Here is an 18,135-nt window from a genome sequence, read left to right on the forward strand (position 1 = left end):
ATGACAGTTGCACGATTCTGGAGAGCGATTCCCCAGAGATACAATATGGTCGGCACAAAGTGTGAGACCTGCGGCAGGGTGTTTTTCCCGCCGCGTTCGGTCTGCCCGCACTGCCGCCGCAACGGAAAGATTGTGGAGCATAAGTGTTCCGGCAAGGGAAAGGTTATGACGTTCTCAATTGTCCACTCGGCAAGTGATCAGTATGCGGATATGAAGCCGTATGTGCTGGCGATTATTGAGCTGGAGGAAGGGGCACGTATGACGACGCAGGTTATCTGCGAGCCGGATGAGGTGTATATCGGTATGCCGGTGAAGTCGGTGTTCCGTGTTCTGGACCGCGAGGGTTCGGACGGTGTTATCCACTATGGTACAAAGTTCGTGCCGGATGTGGCATAATTTTTCTTTTTTCTGGTGTTGTCCGTAGATTCGTTTCCTGATACCGTTTCGTTGTTATTGACGGATTTTTCGTCAGGGGCTGTATGTTTTCAAAAATGGTGCGGGGTTTTAAGCCCGCACCATTTTTTTCTCAGACAGCATCCCCCTCGCCACGCACCAGCGCAGGAGGCGTATATCTCCGCAGAAGAAGCGACAGGCTCACCACTGTCACCGAACTCAGCACCATCGCCGCAGCCGCATACTCCGGCCGGAACATCACATGCGTAAACGGATACAACACACCAGCCGCCAGCGGAATCAGGAACAGATTATACGCAAACGCCCAGAACAGATTCATCCGGATTCGTGAAAACACCTTACGTGCAAGCTGAACGGCAGCTACCGCACCAATCAGATCCGAACGCAGCAGCACAATACCGCCCGATGCAACCGCCGCATCCGTTCCGCTGCCCACCGCAACACCCACATCCGCCTGCGTCATCGCCGGCGTATCATTAATACCATCACCCACAAAAACCACAGCCTTCCCCTCATCCTGCATCTTTTGGATAATCGCACGTTTTTCATCCGGCATCAGACCCGCCTCAACATGCGAAATACCCGCAAGACGCGCAACAACCTCAGCCGCACGCGCATTATCCCCCGTCAGCATCGTCACCGGCAGACCCATCCGTTCAAACGCCAAAACCGCCATCCCCGCATCAGACCGCAGCGTATCAGACACTCCGATCACCCCCGCAACCTTCTCCCCGACCGCAACAAACACCACCGACGCACCCGTCGAACGGAACCCCTCCGCAGCAGAAGAAACAGCATCATCCAAACTCACGCCCCGCTCCTCCAGAAATGCAGCTGAGCCCATCACCACATCCTCACGGTTGACCCGGGCCGTCATACCGCGGCCCGGCACCGTTTCCACCCGCGCAGCTGCAAGAACTGCCGCACCGCGTCTGTCCGCCTCCGCAACAATCGCCGAATCCAGCGGATGCAGAGATTTCCGTCCCAGAGTCGCCGCAACCGCAAACAGATCCGCTTCGCTTGTCCCGGACACAGCTACAACACCCGATACCGCCGGAGAACCCACCGTCAGCGTCCCTGTCTTATCCACCGCAACCGAATTCAGCTTCCCCGCACGCTCCAGAACCTCACCATTCCGGATCAGAATGCCAAGACTTGCCGCACGACCGATACCCACCGTAACGGCCGTCGGCGTCGCAAGCCCCAGCGCACACGGACACGCAACCACAATCACCGCAATAAAACTCGACAACGCAATCAAAAGCGTCTCCCCCGCAAAGAAGAACCAGTACACAAACGCCAGAACTGCAACGCCCAGAACAAATGGAATAAAATACCGCACCGCTGCATCCGCAACCCGCTGCACCGGCGGTTTTGTCTCCTGCGCCTCCCGCACCATCCTGATAATCCCCGCAAGCACCGTATCCGCGCCAACCTTTTCCACCTCCATCGTAAGAACACCCTGCGACACCACCGTACCGCCGATAACACCTGAGCCCGGCACCTTCATCACCGGCACCGGCTCACCGGTAATTGCCGACTCATTCACCGTAACAGAATTTCCAAGAACAATACCATCCGACGGAATCTGACCACCAGTCTTCACCAGAACTGTATCACCCGCAACCAGTTCACCAACCCGCACCTCCTGCTCCACACCGTCACGGACAACCATCGCAACCGGCGGACGCAGATGCAGCAGCGCCATAATCGCATCCGACGTTCGTCCCCGTGCACGACTTTCAAGGAACCGGCCCAGACCAAGAAATGCCGTAAGCATCACCGCAGTCTCAAACAGCAGAAAATCCGGACTCGGCAGAAATCCCGCAACGGCCGCAAGACCCGCCAGATACGATGTGACAATACCCAGCATATACATAACCTCCATCCCGAGCATCCCCCCGCGAAGCTGGGAAATTCCCTGCCGGAAAATTGGATATGCACAGACCACCAGAATCGGCGTTGCAATCACCAGCATCAGAATATCCATCAGAAACATATTCTCTGCAAACAGCGGATGACCAAACATCATCAGCCCCATCAGAACAGCCGAACCGGCAAACCCGAGAATCGTCCGGTTCCGCAAACCCGACAGTTCATCCTTCTCATGCTCAGGGATATAGAACAGATCATCAAACCCGCTGTTTACCGTAACCGAAGAAAATCCTGCCTTTTTCAACACCGGAACAAACTGCGACGGATCCGCAAGCAGCGGATGATACGAAACCGTCACCATATCCCCGCTCTGCGAAACATCCAGCACCCCGTTAAGTCCCTGCAGTGCAACTTTCGCGGCAGCCGATACTGTATCATTATCCGCTGGTTGTACAAGAAACGAAACCGGTACCGGATCCACAGAAAAACCTGCACCCCGCACTGCCTGATCAATTTTTTCCGGCGTCACCAGATCTGTATCAATATTTGCACTGACCGTCGCCGTTGAAAGATTCACCGTTACCTCCAAAACACCGGAAAGTGCTTTCAGTGTAGACTCAAGATGAGCCGAACATGCACTGCAGTGCATGCCGCCAACCAGAAAACGGAGGTAACGAATCGTCATGAAACATACGTTATTCCTCCCATCGGATATAGACTATGTTTGGGTCAACAAAAAAAGATCAGCTGATGATGGATCCGGCACCAATCGACCACGTATCATCCACCGGCGAAATATACACAAGATGCAGTTCGTTTTTACCGGTAACAGGATCTTCCAGCATAAGATACATCGAACCCCCGCCATTCCGTGCAAGCGTAATACTGTCGCGGATGTAGGACACATCATACACATCAGTCACACCAAGGCGATTCATCCCGACCGTTGAAGGATCCTGCGAAAACGCCAGTACATTCCCTTCCATATCACCCGCAAACACATAATCCGCTGTTTGGAAAAAATCGCTGTTCGCACGGTTGAATGCAGTCAGAGCCGCATCCTTCCCAACCGTCGCAGCATACTCCTCAGCCTTTCGCACATCGGTTACCAGTCCGTCAACCACAGTTGGATCAAACGCTGTCATCATCTCCGGAACATAATCCCCGCTTCCGATAAACCAGTCATCATTCACCCGGAGCACATAGCCGATCTTCAACTCCTTCGTAAAATTGTTTGCGGGATTCGGATACAGGAAGTATACATACCCCCCTCCCCGCTGTGCCGTATGTATCGCGGACTGCAGATACAAAACCCCGTAGTCATCGCGGATCTGATACCGGTTCTGACCCACAAGCGTCGGCTGATACGGAAGAGAAAGAACTGTACCGTTCATTGAATAAGCATAGATGTACCGCGACCCCTGGGAAAAGACACCTTCCGGATTATTGAACTCCGCAAGGGCCTCCTCATCTCCATGTTCATGGATATACAGGAGAGCGTTGGACACAAACGACGTCAACGGAATATCATCCAACAGTGCCGGACCGACCACCGAATGTGACACAGAAGAACCGGAAGTAACGCCAATCTTCCAGGTCATCGAACCAACCGGATAACTGATCCACATTGCTGTGCGGTTCAGGAGAAGAACCGAACCATGCGTATCCGCATATGTATAGACGTTAGTACCGGAATCATTTGTCAGAATTTCCAGAAACGACTCGGCAAGACGCGTATCATGGAACAATTCCGGTTGGATCTTCTTATCAACCTGATCATGATCCGTATTGTAAAGCGTCGTGTTTGTTGCATCAATGACCCATGACTTCACCCCGGTCTTCTGCTCGATCTCATATGCCGCAGGACCAAAGAACGCAATAGGATCAACCGAGGCACTGATGTATCCGTCATAAGAGCCATTTGCGGAAAACACCGGGCAGAACATACAGATTGCACGGGTATTATTTGACTTCAGCGGAATTATCGAGGTCGCAGAAAATGTTCGCGCCTCCAAAAAGTCCGTCCACTGCGAAATATCGGATCCCACATACGCATTCTTCACATCAGGAACAGCGGATCGGACAATTCCCGCCGAATCCACATAAATGATATCGATAACGTATGAGTTGCCTGTATAAATCGGTCGCAAAACCGAAGCAATCTCCGGATCATCCGAAGAAAGTAGAGAAATGTTTGCAGCAGCAGCAGACATTTCCGTCTCAAGTGCACGAACACGATTATCAGTGGATGCATTCAGCATCTCAAGAACACTGTCCAGAGAACTGACATTCTCCCCCGAAAGATCCGGAGAAGATATATCCTGCGTCAGGAGAACAAATACTGCCAGAAAAACAATAAGTAACACAACAATTACCATAATTATTTTTCCGACACGGGAAACAGACATCAATTATATAACATACCACCATGTGGGATATATACCTGCCTATAACTGCAGGAAAAACAGACGCGGTACCAAAATTCGTTTACTAACACCCCCACATTCATCATCAATCATATTTCAGCCCATGAATTACATACATGCACGCGGACTTGTGACTCGCAGGAGGCTCAGGAATAAAAATACAACACCGGAAAAACAAAAAAATCAGAGCTGTCGGTCCGTCACCAGACCAAGATCAGCGGAACCTGAAAGAACACGGGCCGAACCGCTTTGAATCTGCAGAATAACCGTCTCCGGACCGACAGCATTACCGGAACCGTCAAACGAAATACCATCTCCAAAGAAGATGCTCTGATCCGAAGAATACTGAAGATTCTTCAAAGCAGAACCGACCGCAGACGGAGTCATAGAACCGGACACACTCATCGCATCAGCAAGCATCACCACCGCCTCAAACGACCTCGCTGACACACCCGTCATCGACCGACCGGGATGCACCTTTGAATAGAACAGTGACACATCCCGGACCAGCGGCTTTGACCTCCCCAACTCCGAAGACCAGATATCCGAACCCGTGAGATAATCATAAATCAGCGTACTCTGTACCTGAACCGGATCACCGAGAATCACATCCCCTGCCACATACCACACCGCAGGAACCGAACCGGTCTGTCGTGAACCGGCAAGAAGAACCGTCAGATCCTCCGCACTCTCCGGCAGGCTCACAAGAACCTGCCCGCTGCAGTTCAGACCCGACATCACCGCAGCCGCTCCGGTCTCGGTCAGCGGCAGAGGATAGGAAACCTGCCGGACGCGGTAACCATGATCCTCCAGTACTGAAATCATGCCGGAAGACGGCAGAGTAGTCTCCGGATACAGCACCGTGACATTATCGAGGGCCGGTTCATATCCCCGCCGTACGTCAACAATATCCAGAAGCGAGGAAAAACCCGCATTCCCGTCCGGAACAAGCGACACAGACCATCCTTTCGGCGCACGACCCCCGGACGTCGTCAGAACAGCAGGAAGGTTCGTAACCACACCGGTCAGATCCCCCGCAACCGCCGTCACATTATCCGGCACGGGAGATCCTGAAGAAAGCGGGAGGATACGAATCTTCGCACCATACAACCCGGAAATTCCGCTTGTTGACGCCCCAGGCAGTGAAAGGGAACTCGCAGTATTGATCAGCTCCGCCCCCGCAACAGCACCGCGAACCACCTCGGCATTCCCATACACCCCGATGATCACCTCAGACGGAGGACGCACATACGTATCCACCGGAACCACCGCACCCGACTGGAACTGTGCAATCTGCATCAGAATCCGGCCACATCCCTCATCATCAAACTCATACGAACCGGCAGCCCCCTCATACTTCTTCCCCATATACCAGCCGGAAACATACTGAGCACTCCCGTTGCTCTGCGGAACCAGACGGCAAAGCGTCATCATCGCATCATATCCCTCAGCCGCATACACCGAACCCGTGGTACCGAACCGTGCCTGATACACATTATAAAACGGATGTGACGAGATATCGGACATCCGCTTCGCCGTATAAACACCCTCCATTCGAGAATCATTCACAATTGCCGCATCCTCTCCAATCCAGGAAGAGACCATCACCGGACCGGTCAGCCCGAACTCACGGGCCTTTGCAACAAGAGCAGGAATATCCTCACCACCGGTAATGATCAGAAGACCAGGATTCTGGGCAAGAAGAAACCGGAGCGACACAATCTCCCCCGACGAAGACGAAAACACTCCGGAGATGATCTTACTGCCGGTCGCATCCTCCAGATCCCGGATATACGCAGCAGTATAGGAGTTATCCGGCCCGAGCACCCCAATAGTCTCATGCTGCCGCAGCAGCGACCGCAGAGAGAGCACTTCATAATACGGCGGCGTACTAAACGTAATTACACCATTTGGAGCAATCGCTGCATATCCCGGCGACGCAACCGTCACATGCACCGTTCTTGATGAACCGGCACTCGTATCCCATGTCTCACTGATCTCATCGGTTGCAGTAATCACCGCATCAAGTACAGGAAGAGACATAAGATTCGTACTATTCAGATACACAAGAGACGGACGGGTCTTTGTATCCTGCAACAGATACGCTGTATCAATACCATTGCGCACCTGATCCCCGATAACAGAATCATTCGGCAGAATCACCCCGATTGTTCCGTGATACATCGTCGCATTCGTACTCGGAGGAAGTGGACCCGGCTCATTACTGCCGCCCCCGGTAAGAGCGGCAAATGCAATCACCAAAGCCAGAGCAACCAGCAGAAGAGCAACGACCTGTTTCATCAGAGCTAAACCCTCATCGGAATAACATCCTCAATCCCCGATACATCCCATACCGCAGGAGGACATGCACCGGTTTTTCGCACCGTGTACCGGGCGGCAGCAGCCTGCAAACATCCGGGTTCCGGCAGAACAAACATCAGATCGATACACGGATCCACCGGAGAGGCTGAAACAATCCCAAGAGCTGCACGAAGATGCTGATATGAAGCATTCGACGGATTCTGCCCGACCGCATAGCCGGAAGCCGAAAACGCCTCATCATATCTGCCCATACCGGCAAGCGCACGGGCACGGCACGCCCATGCCGCAGGGAACTGATCATTGATCTTCAGTGCCGCATCGCACGCATCGGCCGCCGCCGCAAACGCACCCGCCTCATACTCCAGCCATCCAAGCTCCGCAAACAAACGCGACCGCATCTCGCGTCCCGGATTTGCCCGAAGCGCCGCCCGCAACATCGACCGTGCCTCATCCGCCCGCCCGGCAGAAAGCAGTGCCTGCGATGCCGCAGAACACACAATCGCACGCTCATCATCACGGGTGGAACGTGCCGTCACTGCGGCAAGAACCGCACCCAGATTTTCCGGGGAAAGATACGGAATAACCGGCTCAATCACCGCAGAAACATCGCCGCCTCCCTGCCATGCATTGGTAACCGCCGTATTCAGCTCACGGGAAATCTCCATCACCGGCACACCTTTCCCCGCAAGAACCACCGCACGCTGGGCAGGAGTTCTCGCATACTCTCCCGCATCAGCTCCGGCGGCCATCGCTGCAGAAAACTGTAACGACAAAACATCCGGCGAACCGGACCGTCCATACCACTCCAGCGCACAAACTGGATCAAATCCAAAGTAGGCAGCAGTTCCCCGTGTCACCGCAACAGCAGACTCAGTCTCGGTATCTCTGGCTGCAAGAGAAACAGCGTCCGGCTTCCCGTCCGCAGAAAGACAGGAATTCATCTCGGAAAGCCGCGACATCGCAGCAGACATCAGACCCTCATCTCCGTCCTCCGCATCAATCACCTGTTCAAGATACCGGTACTCCTCCTCATACGCACGGCGTCTCCGGCAGGATGCCGCAAGCTCCAGATACAGGCGCAGCTTCTCCGGCATCGGCAGCATATCCGCAATACCGGCAATCCGCGTATAATACTCCGACATATCCTCGCCAAGATCCTCCCCAACCTCGCACAGATTCTTCAGACCAATTGCCGTCTGATACCCGCCGGCACCCCGGGACGCAATAAAAGCGCTCTTATATGCCTCAAACGCATTATCGAAATCCCCCGACTTCCGGAGAATTGTTCCTATCAATTCAAACGAAGAAATCTCCGCAGACGTCCCAGGGAACGCAAGAGTAATATTTGCATACAGATCCATCGCCGGATCGTTGTTTCCCGAAGCATACAGCCAGTTTGCCGTAGAAAGTGCCGCATCGGGTGTCTCACACTTCAGAAGCGGAGCACACAGTGTCTCCCATTCGGACAGCGTCGGCTGCGGCATATTCAGCCAGGCAATCATCTCCTCACGCGTAAGGGAAGAGAACCATGCTCCCGCAATACAGACAACACAATCATAAATCTCCTGGGGAGGGAGATCAGGAACACCCGCAGCAACCGCCGCATACCGGTCAAGGGGGAACTCATGCCAGAACGGACGGCGACCAACACCAAAGTACATATCGGGATTTGCAATCTCGGCAACCGTAATCCGCCGGGTCTCCAGCTGCCACCAGCTCAGGGGATGGGAATCTCCTGCAGACGCAATGATCTCAGCCGCCTGATTCGTTCCGGAAATATACGATCGCAGCAGCGCCTCAACTGCGATCATCCGTGCACCATTCTTCACCTCAACAGCAGATGCATACTCCCGTTTCAGCCACTCCTCAACCGGCAGGGCATCAACATCTGCCTGTTCCGCCACCGCAAGAAGATCCATCAGAACCCGGCTGTCATCAGGCTGCCGCAGGATAGCAGACACCACCCGTGCATGAAACCCCCCGTCCACACTCATCCGGTGCAGAAACAGATTACGGAACACAATATTCTCATGCACACTTTTGCGTACTGCTTCGGTCTCAGTCGCAGAAAAGATCTCCTCTGCAAGAATCGTCAGATAGTCACAGTAATATTGTTGGGTCAGATTCCCCTCGCTGACTCGCATAATTATGTAGTGTTTTGTGCGTTAACACTATGTATGCCTTCTGATAGTTCTAAGAAGAGCGGCAAAACAGAAAAACAAAAACAAATTCACACTGAACCAAAAATGCGGGAAAAACCTCGGAAATTCCGGGGTTGTCCCGCATTATGGAACTATTTATTTCCTATTCAGCAGGATTAGACCAGCTTGTACAGCGGGCCGTTGTGGTCCTGAACCTCGCCGCCGAGCTCGGTAAGAGCCTCGGACAGAACGATGTCAGAGAACGCTGCTGCGGTTGCGATACCTTCCATGTTCTCAATCGGACCGAACATGATAAGGTCTGCACCAAGAGTCATTGCCATGATGTTACATCCGATATCAGGCGAGGACCATGCAATCTGGCGAACGCCCTCAATACCACCGTAGTGGTGGTGGAACATCTGCTCTGCAAGGACATCCTTACCCTTGTACTGCTCGTGGATGTTCTTTCTCCAGCGTTTCAGCCAGGTCCAGGACACCGTCATATTGTGGTATGCACCACCGGTCGGCAGACCATGGATTGCCTTGCATGCAAGAATCTCACGGAAAGAACCGGCAGAACCGAGACCAAGCGGAGTTGCTGCAGTGTCGAGAATCGGGCGCTTGATACCGCATTCTTCTGCGATCTGGAGCATACCCTTTGCCTGACCTGCAACACCACCCTCGGAAAGCACTTTCTCACGGCCTGCAACAGAACCATCTCCCGGATTGAACGCAAGGACGATTGCGGAGTCAACATCGGACTCGGCAAGTGCCTGAATGTTCTCCGGCTGGATGGAACCATTGATCGAGTTGTAGATTGCACGATCTGCAAGACCGACTTCCGTAACGTACTTCGTTGCATGAACGAGTGCCTCAGGGGCAGAGGAGTCCATCAGGAATGCAGTCTTGTTGTCGATGCTGTCGAACCACTGGAAGTAGGACTCGAATGCCTCTCCGTGTTCTGCAATGATCTGGAGGAAGAAGTGGTTTCCGGTCTCGTCTGTCAGTTCCTGACAGCGGTTCCAGAGTGCTTCTGCTTTCGCCTTGTCGATCTTGCCGGTGTGGTCATCAAGAACACACTCGTGCTTGTTATAGAAGATGGATGCACCAAGAACACGCGGGTATTCTCCGGGCTGTCCACCAATTTTTGTTCCGTTAAAGTCAAAGACCTGTTGTTCCTTTTCGAACTTGAACATATTGGCACCTCAATTTACATAAACCTCGTGACTAACATCAGAATCACCATAAAGGCAATACATCCTGCTACAAGACCATAGAGGATACCGATGTCACGACCGATTTTTCTTCCGACACGCATCGCGATTTCCGCGTCCGTGAACTCAATCTTCTTCTCGATTGCGTCAAGACGCTTCTCAATCTCGAGGAACTGCGGGTTTGCACTCGCAACCGTTGCACCGCCGGCACTTCCGCCTTCGTCATCAGAGATCTGAATAACGATCGGATCTGCACCGAATGCTCCCGGATCACGGGCAGTGAGTTCGGCAATCTTTGCAGAGATCTGACCAAGGTCTTCACTCTCCATGATATTGACGATCTCAACCTGCTCCTGGAACCGCTTGATGTGTTCATCAGTCAGGTTCTCAAGGAACGGAATTGCTCCGCCGGAACCGACGATCTTACCACCGTCAACACCGTTCTTGTGCATTGCCTCAATGGACTGACCGGAAAGGTGACCTTTCACTTCAGTTCCGCAGAGGAGCACGAAACGAATGTTCGGATTTGAGATAACATTTGCAACGATCTTCTCAATACCGAGGTTTTCCGTCTTACAGGATCCTGCGAGGGCAGCTCCTGCGGCACAGATTGCCGTCTCGTCAAGGTGGGAACCCATGGTGATAACAGCAACAGGGCTGTTAGCGTCACCGGTGTGGTAGTCACCCTGGATGATCGGCCATCCGCTTGCTGGTGATTTCTTATCTGCCATACTTCTTCACCTCAGAGCACCAGTACCGGGACAAGGATCATGATGAGGGCGATAACGAGACCGGCACCAAATCCGACAAGACCAGAGTCCGTAATTGCAGACTCAACCTTGTGTGTACGGGCAAGAATCTGTCCTTTGTATCTGATGTCATCTACCATCTTATCGATGGCAGCCATTCTGATAATTGAACCTGCCATTTTAGAACACTCCATAGAAGATAACACCGAGAATGATGAAGGACATGATAAGACCAATCATCAGACCCTCAATCTTGCCTCCGTAGAGACCGGACGAGAATCTGGTGCGGTAACCGATGTCGGTAACCATCATCTGGATGTTTTTCATGCGAGCAGTAATGAGAGCCATCTCACCGGTTAAGGGTTCTTCCTCACCGGTTTCTGCGCCTCCGGCACTTCCGCCATCATCGTCAGAAATCTGAACAACGATCGGGTCTGCACCGAATGCTCCGGGGTCTTTTCCTTTGAGCTCGTTGATCTTTGCAGAGATCTGACCGATGTCTTCACTCTCCATGATGTTTACGATCTCAACCTGCTCCTGGAACCGCTTGATGTGTTCCTCGGTCAGATTCTCAAGGAACGGAATTGCTCCGCCAGAACCGACAATCTTGCCGCCGTCAACACCGTTCTTGTGCATTGCCTCAATGGACTGACCGGAAAGGTGACCTTTCACTTCAGTTCCGCAGAGGAGCACGAAACGAATGTTCGGATTTGAGATAACATTTGCAACGATCTTCTCAATACCGAGGTTTTCCGTCTTACAGGATCCTGCGAGGGCAGCTCCTGCGGCACAGATTGCCGTCTCGTCAAGGTGGGAACCCATGGTGATAACAGCAACAGGGCTGTTAGCGTCACCGGTGTGGTAGTCACCCTGGATGATCGGCCATCCGCTTGCTGGTGATTTTTTATCTGCCATGTAGCTCACATCCCAACTAATGCAAATGCAATCAGGCCGGCAATGAACAGTCCGACAGCAAGACCATACCAGAGTGAAGTAACAGAACCTGCGTAGAGCAGGGTCTTCTCACGTCCCGGGTAGCTGTTAAGGAAGTTTCCTTCTCCGGAGAGCATTCCGACGAGATCATCTGCAATCTTTTCAAGTTCAGCAACCTGATCAATGACCGGCTGGTAGGAAACACCGGCGGTCGTGACAATGCCTGCGATAGGGTCAGCTACGAGGCCAAATTCAGGTAATACTAATACATATCCCATTTTTGATTCCTCCGATTAGCTTATTCCTCCGCATCGCTGAACGGCTTTGCGTCGAGCCATGCTGCTGCATCGCGCTTGGATAAGGCGAAGTATTTCTTGTAGGACCAGTACCATCCGATGAGTGCAATGATCAGGGAAATCCAGGCTGCAATCATATCAATGAATGCAAAGGAGATTACTGCCATGACAATCATGGAAAGGAACCCGCACTCAATCGTGAGCATGTTGGTTCTGTCCTGTTTCTCTCCCGGACCAAGGCAGGCATTGAACGGGTGCTGGAGTGCAATTGCACCAAGCATGAACGAAACTGCGATGATACCGGTAGCGATGTAGGAGAAAGCATAAAGCTCAACCGTGAGTCCTAAGATCGGAATGGTATAGGTCGTAAGCTGGTCGAATCCGAGGCCGCCGATTGCAACAACGGTCAGACCCATAAGGGCGAGACAGCCGACGGCTGCAAGTTCTGCGATACTGCGGGTCATGACCGGGATCTTCATGTTCAGGACAGAGTTGGAGATCCATCCGAGAATAAGACCGACGATCAATGCAATGATTAATCCTGCAATCGGGACGATGAACGGGTTGATTGCAGCGAGCTTTGCAGCGAACAGCATTGCAATAACACCGGAACCGAACGCAAGCATACCTGCGGACGGAACTCCGGTACCGATACCGTAGCTGCAGAGTTTCTTGATTGTGCTGTTACCCCAGATAAGGGCACCAACAGCTGCAATTCCACCGAAGAATGCGAGGTAGTCATAACCTGCATAGGATCCGGCAACTGCGATGTAAAGGGAAACCAGTGCAAGGACGAGGCCCATAGCCATGACCTTGTTGTGTGGAATGCCATCATGTGATGCTTCAACTTTTACTGACATTTTTTACACCTCAAAGAATTGCCACCGCCAGAAGTGCAACGAGACCACAGATACCGCTTGCGCAGATTGCTGCAATGATTGCACGGGGGAAACGCTTGAACTTCGGGTCGTGCGGACCTTCAATGGTTCCGGTAATGTTGTATGCAGAAAGCACTGCAATAACGAGGAACATACCGATTGCAAAGATACCTGCAAGTCCCACTGCAAGAGAGCTGAAGCCCTCCATGTTGGCAGCCGAGAAGCTTGCGTTGTAGAACTCAAGAAGCTCAATGTAAATGAGTGTTCCGCCAAGACCACCGAACAGACCACCGATAACACCGCCAACGTAAGAGATGAACGGAAGTCCGTGACCTTCGGTTCCCTGGGATTTGTACTCAGCCTGAGAGTCACCGGTGATCGGATCTTTCTCGACCTTACCGGATGCTGCGGGAATACCCATGCCGTAGACATAGGAGATGTTCACCATAAGACAGGTGATTGCCATCATCAAACCGCCGCCGATTGCACCACCGGCGAGAGCGACTCCAAAGCCTAAACTTGCTGCCCATGCTCCTCCGAACAGTCCTGCGAGACCTGCACCGGTCGCAAGCATTGCGACACCGGTTGCAATACCCGGAGACTGTCCCATTGCCGCCGGCGCACCGCCGACCGGGACGAAGTGGACACCAAATGCAATCAGGGCTGCACCGACGATGATGCCGACAAGCGTAGTAACCGGGAGCATTGCTCCGCCGGCAAGAATGCCTGAGTTACCAAGGAAGTAGGCTGCGCCGATGAAGATGACTGCAAGGATGATTGCGATAACGGATGCAACTGGCTGGAATGCTCCGGCGTTGCCCGCTGGTTTTGCTGCAATTGCGCTCATAGTTAGGCCTCCGCAGTGTAGGGTCCGTAGTTCTTGCGTGCCCACTTCTCAACATAGCGGTCGATGATCGCGAAGAGAAGGATGATGACAACACCAACAGCAACCGCACCCCATCCGTTCCAGGTGTGCTCAAAGAGCACGGTACGCCACAGTTCAAAGAACACAATCAGACCAAAACACAGACCGGAAGCCGGTCCACCAAGTTTTGCGGTGAAGAAACCGTTGTCGATTGAACTTCTCTGACCTGCCTCTGCGTAACGAACGATATTACCGGATGCAGAGATCGGGACACCAGCACCGAACTTCTGGTTCTGGTACTGACGCTCCTTACCATAGTACGGGTTTCCGGTTGCAGAACCTGCTGCACCAAGAGCAAGACCCCATACAATACCGAGAAGCGGAAGGGCGAACGGGTGATTGAGCACCGTTGACATCAGGTAACATGCGGTTACCGTGGTGAAAATTGCAACAAATGCGTGACCCATAGTCACAGTCGTTACTGACTTTAACACATCAATAAAGACCGGCTGTCCGAACTTGGAAAGACTAGCAGTTCTTCCAAGGTATGCAGTGGTAGCATAGATACCCTGCACAAAGGTTGCGAGAACTGTACCAAAGATGATTGCAAGTACTGCGTTGACATGCAACATAATGAATGCCCATGCAATACCGCAAGCAAGGGTTACCCACAGGGTGTATGCTGGGGGCTCACCGGATACTGCTTTGTTGTAGATACGGTGAGTATAGCCCATCTGAGGTGCAAGCTGGACCTGAGAGTTCGGGTCACCCTGTGATCCGATGTTGGACTCAGTATCCTCGGCTGCACCTGCAACCGCTGCGAGAGCTCCCGCAAGGGCAGTTACTCCAATGCCGATTATAATTTCTTGCATGTAAGATTCTCCCTTGAGTTTGCGTGCACGAGTTTTGCAACCCGTGCTGCACCTGATCACCCCACGGTGTCAGGGCCAACGTTTCCTTATCGGAAACGAAAGTATTGTTCCAGTAGTGTAATACGACCCGAAGGGTGCAACAGACTGAAACGAAGGATGCGTCTCAAGTAGCCGCACGATTCATCATCGTGCAGACGTCTCAGGAGTCATAAAGACTCGTGGACAATTCACAGTCATTCACACGTGAAATAACGTGAACGTTCGAATAACGTTACCACTCTAAAGAATGGAGTACAAAGTGTGGACAATTACTTGTTTGCGGGGGAGGTATATTAATGTATACGAAAATCGTCGAAGAGGAGTTCTTTGATCGATGATTTCAGCCTGATTTTCGGCCAATTACACCAAATTATTTGCATTACCAATGAACCACCTTCCAAACACAATATAATATTACCTCTCCTAAAATTACCTGATGCGAGAATGTCCCTATAAGACCTTTGTTGTCGGACAAAGAACTGAGGCGCGGCAGAGAAAGGAGTGGGAGCAGAAGCTTCAGATTATATAGATTGTGATTATCAGCGGAAAACCGGAGACATGTTCGCGCGGCAGGATGGATTTTGAAACAACTAAAAAAAAGAAAATGGGTTTGTCACCCTGGACAGACTTACTGTGCCGGGATGATGAGCGAGCGCTCGCCTGCCGGCATGAACTCGCGGATAGCTCCCTTTGCGAACTCTTTTCTCGGGTTTGCAAAGTCGAACTGGAGTGCCGGGTCTGCGAAGCAGATCTTGATAAGCGGGGACAGTGCCCATGCGTCACCGCGGCCAATGTGGGCGGATGCAACAATTGCTGCGTACTCTCCCTGGTGACCGACGTTCATTGCATAGTTCGGGTAGTTCGGTCCACGGAACTCACCAATACAACCCTCGTCAGGTCTGATGGAGAGCGAGTTTGCGGAACCGCACTGGTCCTGCAGGTCGTAGCCGAAGAATCCAAGTCTGGACCATCCATCCTTGTGCATAAGCATGGACAGATACCAGGCGTTGAGACCAGCATTGGAGTTACCGGTTGCAATGGAAGTGGTAGTACCACATGCTGCTGCAAGAACTGCTGCACGCTGGGAACCGCCGAAGTGGTCTTCCATCATAGTCGGGAACTGCTCGTACTGCTCCATACCATAGAGGTTGACTTCAGTACCAATGTCGTTGACAACTTCCTGGGTCGGCTTGACCTTGTCGTTTGTGTTCGGGTTGGTAACATCGACCTTGTACTTGTCGTGGATGTAGTCCATACCGTGGTAGACAAAGTCGTCGAGGATGTTATCAGTGTATGCCGCGGTTGCGTACTGGGTGAAACCAACACCACCGGACATGTACGAACCAAGCCAGATCTGGTCGAACAAAACTGCTCCTGCACCGACAACTTCGAGGGTTGCCTTTGCCGGGTCGTTCGGGTTGACACGGTCTGCCTGAATCATATCGGCAAAGTTGCCGAAGAGAATTCCTCCGGGCTCATTCGGACCACGTGCACGGCGGGCCGGCAGGTGGGATGCCATGTTGATGACACCAGCGTGCTTTGCTGCAAAGGACAGGTCAGCGACTGCTGCTTCACCGGCACACATACGGTATGCTGCGATGAAGGACATACCGATCTGCATTGCAGACCAGCGGGAGGTTGTTCCACCGTCACAGGTACGGCCGACGATAGTCGGCATGTGGACGCACTGCCACAGGGACTTGCCGACTGCTGCCTGCAGAGCCTCTGCCTGCTTCTTCGGGAAGAGCTTCTCAACATCGATGACGTACTGGGACTCGATCGAGTCTGCAAGTTCCTGGTCACCGGTAAAGACACGGACGTAACAGTCGTCGGTTAAAGCCGGGTGGGTTTCAACCATGTGTTCCTGAACGACTGCTCCTCCGGGCATTGCGTGGTTGACAATGTGGAGATACTCGGAAATGGTTTCCGGCGTAACTTCTTTGCCAAGACGCTTCTGCAGGGTGGAGTGTGCCATGTCCATGGACACGATAACGGTTCTGCGGATATCATCCCAGAACTGCTGCATTGCTGCGTTGTTCACGAAGTGCAGATCATCACCCTCAACGAAGGTTCCGGTTCCGGAAACTTCGTAGGTCATGAGCTGACGCTGACCCATCGGGACACCTGCAAGGTGGCAGTGGTCCGGGTCATACATGGAGATTCCTCTCTTTGCAACGATTGCCTCGTTCTCTTTGAGGAATTCGGTCTTACGTGCAGACTGGTGAATACCACCGAATTTGTAGAACTCGGTCGTAGTGGACTCAACATCCTGCTTGGGGAACTTCTGCTTGAGTGCTTCAAGGAAAAGTTTCTGGGTCTTCTCTACTTTTGCCATTGTATTCAGGCCTCCTTGGGCATAAATCCGTACTTGGTACGAAGTGCGTGGATACGCTGGACATATTTCACATACTCCTCATCACTGCGGAATGCAGTTCCGACAAGGGAGTGGAACATGGTGGTATTCTCCTTGAGCCATGCTGCGTCCATCGGCTTGCCAATGGCAACCTTACGGTCAAGCGGGTTTCCGACCTGATCCTTCACGTACTTGACGATACCGTCAGTGTCAAGGATACAGCGCTGTACTGCATCGAACATCATACCGTTCTCTGCGAGACGCAGGGAGTGGCCGTGCACGGTTGCACCGCGGATACCGCAGGTAGCCGGGTCAAAGAGGTTGGTCTCAACGAGTTCGCGTGCGTATCCCTCAAGATCACGCTCACGGCACTCGATAATCTGACGACCGGACAGAGTTCCCGGGTCGATGCCGCGGAAGCGGTACATCTCAAGGTAGGTTCTCTGGTACGGCTGACACGGTGCGTTCAGCATCGAGTCTGCAAACTGGATGTAGCGGACACGGTCACCTGCTTTTGCTCCCTCAGTCGGTTTGACAATCTTTCTGATCGGGCAGTCAGGCTCTCCCTGTTCTGCAAGTGGCGGGTGTGCGGACGGGTATGCCTGTCCTGGTGCACGGTGTCCCATAATAAGGATGAGATCCTCATCAGTGACGCTGCGAATCTTTTCGAGCTTCACATTCGGGTTCATCTGGTTGCGGCGGTTTGCTGCAACTTTGGACGTTCCCGGTCCATACTGTGGTGTATATGCCATAGTTTG

The 18,135-nt window shown here is 52.6% G+C and carries 15 protein-coding genes; 1 reads left to right on the forward strand and 14 read right to left on the reverse strand.

Going from position 1 to position 18,135, the window contains the following annotated elements:
- Entirely contained in the window at positions 1-396 is a 396-nt protein-coding gene (locus tag O0S10_RS05475; protein WP_268924891.1) for a Zn-ribbon domain-containing OB-fold protein, read from the forward strand.
- A 130-nt stretch (positions 397-526) separates the two neighbouring features.
- On the opposite strand, the gene O0S10_RS05480 is transcribed toward O0S10_RS05475, so the two are convergent.
- The 14 genes from O0S10_RS05480 to mcrG all read right to left on the reverse strand — a co-directional run bounded on the left by O0S10_RS05480 (position 527) and on the right by mcrG (position 18,129).
- Positions 527-2,974 (reverse strand): heavy metal translocating P-type ATPase, encoded by a 2,448-nt coding sequence (locus O0S10_RS05480; RefSeq protein WP_268924892.1) that lies wholly within the window; start codon positions 2,972-2,974, stop codon positions 527-529.
- Positions 2,975-3,032: 58 nt separating this feature from the next.
- Positions 3,033-4,697 carry a cache domain-containing protein gene (locus tag O0S10_RS05485; RefSeq protein WP_268924893.1) on the reverse strand — a complete coding sequence of 555 codons (1,665 nt, stop codon included), beginning with the start codon at positions 4,695-4,697 and terminating at the stop codon, positions 3,033-3,035.
- A 201-nt stretch (positions 4,698-4,898) separates the two neighbouring features.
- Positions 4,899-7,016 carry an ABC transporter substrate-binding protein gene (locus O0S10_RS05490; RefSeq protein WP_268924894.1) on the reverse strand — a complete coding sequence of 706 codons (2,118 nt, stop codon included), beginning with the start codon at positions 7,014-7,016 and terminating at the stop codon, positions 4,899-4,901.
- Between the two features lie 5 nt (positions 7,017-7,021).
- Entirely contained in the window at positions 7,022-9,181 is a 2,160-nt protein-coding gene (locus tag O0S10_RS05495) for a tetratricopeptide repeat protein (protein WP_268924895.1), read from the reverse strand.
- 173 nt (positions 9,182-9,354) lie between these two features.
- Positions 9,355-10,374: a tetrahydromethanopterin S-methyltransferase subunit H gene (gene mtrH, locus O0S10_RS05500; RefSeq protein ID WP_268924896.1), complete on the reverse strand. Its 1,020-nt coding sequence runs from the start codon at positions 10,372-10,374 to the stop codon at positions 9,355-9,357.
- Between the two features lie 14 nt (positions 10,375-10,388).
- Positions 10,389-11,123: a tetrahydromethanopterin S-methyltransferase subunit A gene (gene mtrA / locus O0S10_RS05505; RefSeq protein WP_268924897.1), complete on the reverse strand. Its 735-nt coding sequence runs from the start codon at positions 11,121-11,123 to the stop codon at positions 10,389-10,391.
- 11 nt (positions 11,124-11,134) lie between these two features.
- Entirely contained in the window at positions 11,135-11,320 is a 186-nt protein-coding gene (locus O0S10_RS05510; protein WP_268924898.1) for a tetrahydromethanopterin S-methyltransferase subunit F, read from the reverse strand.
- Between the two features lies 1 nt (position 11,321).
- Positions 11,322-12,056 (reverse strand): tetrahydromethanopterin S-methyltransferase subunit A, encoded by a 735-nt coding sequence (mtrA, locus tag O0S10_RS05515; protein WP_268924899.1) that lies wholly within the window; start codon positions 12,054-12,056, stop codon positions 11,322-11,324.
- A gap of 5 nt (positions 12,057-12,061) precedes the next feature.
- Positions 12,062-12,352 carry a tetrahydromethanopterin S-methyltransferase subunit MtrB gene (gene mtrB / locus O0S10_RS05520; RefSeq protein ID WP_268924900.1) on the reverse strand — a complete coding sequence of 97 codons (291 nt, stop codon included), beginning with the start codon at positions 12,350-12,352 and terminating at the stop codon, positions 12,062-12,064.
- Between the two features lie 20 nt (positions 12,353-12,372).
- Positions 12,373-13,230, reverse strand: a complete 858-nt coding sequence (mtrC, locus tag O0S10_RS05525) for a tetrahydromethanopterin S-methyltransferase subunit MtrC (protein ID WP_268924901.1) — start codon at positions 13,228-13,230, stop codon at positions 12,373-12,375.
- Between the two features lie 10 nt (positions 13,231-13,240).
- Positions 13,241-14,095 carry a tetrahydromethanopterin S-methyltransferase subunit D gene (gene mtrD, locus O0S10_RS05530; RefSeq protein WP_268924902.1) on the reverse strand — a complete coding sequence of 285 codons (855 nt, stop codon included), beginning with the start codon at positions 14,093-14,095 and terminating at the stop codon, positions 13,241-13,243.
- Positions 14,096-14,097: 2 nt separating this feature from the next.
- A complete protein-coding gene (mtrE, locus tag O0S10_RS05535) occupies positions 14,098-14,985 on the reverse strand; it encodes a tetrahydromethanopterin S-methyltransferase subunit E (protein ID WP_268924903.1) in 888 nt (295 codons plus the stop codon).
- A gap of 667 nt (positions 14,986-15,652) precedes the next feature.
- Entirely contained in the window at positions 15,653-17,359 is a 1,707-nt protein-coding gene (gene mcrA / locus O0S10_RS05540) for a coenzyme-B sulfoethylthiotransferase subunit alpha (protein WP_268924904.1), read from the reverse strand.
- Positions 17,360-17,364: 5 nt separating this feature from the next.
- The gene (gene mcrG / locus O0S10_RS05545; RefSeq protein ID WP_268924905.1) at positions 17,365-18,129 is read right to left on the reverse strand and encodes a coenzyme-B sulfoethylthiotransferase subunit gamma; all 765 of its coding nucleotides are present in this window, start codon (positions 18,127-18,129) and stop codon (positions 17,365-17,367) included.
- Between the last annotated feature and the right edge of the window lie 6 nt (positions 18,130-18,135).

The sequence above is a fragment of the Methanocorpusculum petauri genome, assembly GCF_026891975.1.
Classification (GTDB): domain Archaea; phylum Halobacteriota; class Methanomicrobia; order Methanomicrobiales; family Methanocorpusculaceae; genus Methanocorpusculum; species Methanocorpusculum petauri.

Bases quoted from the DNA above. Each gene is read 5' to 3' on its own strand.
- O0S10_RS05480 (WP_268924892.1), bottom strand. From the start codon at position 2,974: ATGACGATTCGTTACCTCCGTTTTCTGGTTGGCGGCATGCACTGCAGT.
- mtrC (WP_268924901.1), bottom strand. From the start codon at position 13,230: ATGTCAGTAAAAGTTGAAGCATCACATGATGGCATTCCACACAACAAG.
- mtrH (WP_268924896.1), bottom strand. From the start codon at position 10,374: ATGTTCAAGTTCGAAAAGGAACAACAGGTCTTTGACTTTAACGGAACA.
- mtrB (WP_268924900.1), bottom strand. From the start codon at position 12,352: ATGGGATATGTATTAGTATTACCTGAATTTGGCCTCGTAGCTGACCCT.
- O0S10_RS05510 (WP_268924898.1), bottom strand. From the start codon at position 11,320: ATGGCAGGTTCAATTATCAGAATGGCTGCCATCGATAAGATGGTAGAT.
- mcrG (WP_268924905.1), bottom strand. From the start codon at position 18,129: ATGGCATATACACCACAGTATGGACCGGGAACGTCCAAAGTTGCAGCA.
- O0S10_RS05485 (WP_268924893.1), bottom strand. From the start codon at position 4,697: ATGTCTGTTTCCCGTGTCGGAAAAATAATTATGGTAATTGTTGTGTTA.
- O0S10_RS05495 (WP_268924895.1), bottom strand. From the start codon at position 9,181: ATGCGAGTCAGCGAGGGGAATCTGACCCAACAATATTACTGTGACTAT.
- mcrA (WP_268924904.1), bottom strand. From the start codon at position 17,359: ATGGCAAAAGTAGAGAAGACCCAGAAACTTTTCCTTGAAGCACTCAAG.
- O0S10_RS05475 (WP_268924891.1), top strand. From the start codon at position 1: ATGACAGTTGCACGATTCTGGAGAGCGATTCCCCAGAGATACAATATG.
- mtrA (WP_268924899.1), bottom strand. From the start codon at position 12,056: ATGGCAGATAAAAAATCACCAGCAAGCGGATGGCCGATCATCCAGGGT.
- mtrA (WP_268924897.1), bottom strand. From the start codon at position 11,123: ATGGCAGATAAGAAATCACCAGCAAGCGGATGGCCGATCATCCAGGGT.
- O0S10_RS05490 (WP_268924894.1), bottom strand. From the start codon at position 7,016: ATGAAACAGGTCGTTGCTCTTCTGCTGGTTGCTCTGGCTTTGGTGATT.
- mtrD (WP_268924902.1), bottom strand. From the start codon at position 14,095: ATGAGCGCAATTGCAGCAAAACCAGCGGGCAACGCCGGAGCATTCCAG.
- mtrE (WP_268924903.1), bottom strand. From the start codon at position 14,985: ATGCAAGAAATTATAATCGGCATTGGAGTAACTGCCCTTGCGGGAGCT.